This is a genomic window from Capnocytophaga sp. oral taxon 336 str. F0502 (genome assembly GCF_000411575.1).
Taxonomy (GTDB): domain Bacteria; phylum Bacteroidota; class Bacteroidia; order Flavobacteriales; family Flavobacteriaceae; genus Capnocytophaga; species Capnocytophaga ochracea.
On the sequence record NZ_KE150494.1, the window covers coordinates 101887 to 104417 of the forward strand.

A 2531-nucleotide genomic window follows, 5' to 3' on the forward strand; every position below is an offset into this window, starting at 1 on the left:
GCTCTACAACCTATATTAGGGTCCTACTACCCCCGTATTGCCGTAACAATACGGGTTTGGGCTGTTCCCATTTCGCTCGCCACTACTTTGGGAATCACTTTTGTTTTCTTCTCCTCCGCCTACTAAGATGTTTCAGTTCAGCGGGTTTGCTCACCTTTACGGTGTAGTACATCTTCAATGTACTGGGTTGCCCCATTCGGATATTTGCGTATCATTTCGTATGTGCCAATACACGCAACTTTTCGCAGCTTATCACGTCCTTCTTCGCCTCTGAGAGCCTAGGCATCCCCCATACGCCCTTACATAACTTTTCGCGCTTGTAGTCCTAGTCAATTGACAATTAACAATTGATAATTGACAATTATCTAGGTACCTCTCGTTCTCTTTGATTCTTTTTAATTCTTTCGTTAGATTATCAATAATCTATTATTGATCTCTTATGCTTTTTATCCCAATATGTCAATGTACGGTTCCTCACCCTAACCCTCTCACAAGGAGAGGGAACTTGTGGGTGTGTTGTGGAGAATAAGGGATTCGAACCCTTGACCCCCTGCGTGCAAGGCAGGTGCTCTAGCCAGCTGAGCTAATTCCCCCTGTCTCTAGGTAAGAGATATGTGGTAAGAGGTAAGAGGATCCTTCCTCTAGCTCACTCCTAGAAATTTCCTTCTTTTTAAGCTTTTTTTGCTTGTAGTCCCAGGCAGACTCGAACTGCCGACCTCTACATTATCAGTGTAGCGCTCTAACCAGCTGAGCTATGAGACTGCTTATTCAATTAGCAAATTCGTAAATTAGCAAATTTGCAAATTTTATTTTGTTGCCAGCAAGATTTAAAGAATCAAATATACCATAAGTCCTTTAATCGTTAATTATTAACCATTAATAATTAAATCGGTCGTCTCTAGAAAGGAGGTGTTCCAGCCGCACCTTCCGGTACGGCTACCTTGTTACGACTTAGCCCCAGTCACTAGTTTTACCCTAAACAGCTCCTTGCGGTGACCGTCTTCAGGTACTCCCAGCTTCCATGGCTTGACGGGCGGTGTGTACAAGGCCCGGGAACGTATTCACCGGATCATGGCTGATATCCGATTACTAGCGATTCCAGCTTCACGGAGTCGAGTTGCAGACTCCGATCCGAACTGTGACCGTCTTTATAGATTCGCGCCTGCTCACGCAGTGGCTGCTCTCTGTAACGGCCATTGTAGCACGTGTGTAGCCCAAGATGTAAGGGCCGTGATGATTTGACGTCATCCCCACCTTCCTCTCGGTTTGCACCGGCAGTCCCATTAGAGGGCTCGACTTAACTCGTTAGCAACTAATGGCAGGGGTTGCGCTCGTTATAGGACTTAACCTGACACCTCACGGCACGAGCTGACGACAACCATGCAGCACCTTGAAAACTGTCCGAAGAAAAAGGCATCTCTGCCCCTGTCAGTCTCCATTTAAACCTTGGTAAGGTTCCTCGCGTATCATCGAATTAAACCACATGCTCCACCGCTTGTGCGGGCCCCCGTCAATTCCTTTGAGTTTCATTCTTGCGAACGTACTCCCCAGGTGGGATACTTATCACTTTCGCTTAGCCACTCAATCCTTAAACCAAACAGCTAGTATCCATCGTTTACAGCGTGGACTACCAGGGTATCTAATCCTGTTCGCTCCCCACGCTTTCGTCCATCAGCGTCAATTAATTGTTAGTAATATGCCTTCGCTATCGGTGTTCTGTGTAATATCTAAGCATTTCACCGCTACACTACACATTCCAACTACTTCACAACCATTCAAGACCAACAGTTTCAAAGGCAGTTGCTCAGTTGAGCTGAGCGCTTTCACCCCTGACTTACCAGCCCGCCTACAGACCCTTTAAACCCAATGATTCCGGATAACGCTCGCATCCTCCGTATTACCGCGGCTGCTGGCACGGAGTTAGCCGATGCTTATTCGTAAGGTACCGTCATCAAACTACGCGTAGCCCTTATTCTTCCCTTACAAAAGCAGTTTACAATCCATAAGACCTTCATCCTGCACGCGGCATGGCTGGATCAGTCTTCCGACCATTGTCCAATATTCCTCACTGCTGCCTCCCGTAGGAGTCTGGTCCGTATCTCAGTACCAGTGTGGGGGACATCCCTCTCAGAACCCCTATCTATCATCGCCTTGGGGAGCCGTTACCTCTCCAACTAGCTAATAGAACGCATACTCATCTTTCACCACCGTAGCTTTAATATAAAAACGATGCCGTCCCTATATACTATGGGGTATTAATCCAAATTTCTTCGGGCTATCCCCCAGTGAAAGGCAGATTGTATACGCGTTACGCACCCGTACGCCGGTCTCAGTTACCCGAAAGTAACTTCCCCCTCGACTTGCATGTGTTAGGCCTGCCGCTAGCGTTCATCCTGAGCCAGGATCAAACTCTTCATCGTTAAATTCTTTTATATCTTCTAACCGATCTTCAAGTTATTGACTTCAGGTTTCACTCAATCCTTTAAATCTTCTTTGTGCTGTACAACATTATGTCAAGGTACGTGTTGTTT

At 46.6% G+C, this 2531-nt stretch carries 2 tRNA genes and 2 rRNA genes (1 of these 4 running past the window's edge); all 4 read right to left on the reverse strand.

From position 1 onward, the window contains the following. Window positions 1-314 (reverse strand): 23S ribosomal RNA (locus HMPREF1528_RS11790); it reaches 2526 nt to the left of the window's first position. Between the two features lie 205 nt (window positions 315-519). Next, window positions 520-593: transfer RNA gene (locus HMPREF1528_RS11795), tRNA-Ala, on the reverse strand. A gap of 95 nt (window positions 594-688) precedes the next feature. Continuing rightward, window positions 689-762 (reverse strand) — tRNA-Ile (locus tag HMPREF1528_RS11800). Window positions 763-902: 140 nt separating this feature from the next. Then, window positions 903-2420, reverse strand: a 16S ribosomal RNA gene (locus HMPREF1528_RS11805). Together the 16S and 23S rRNA genes with 2 tRNA genes alongside form the textbook arrangement of a ribosomal RNA operon. Window positions 2421-2531: the final 111 nt, after the last annotated feature.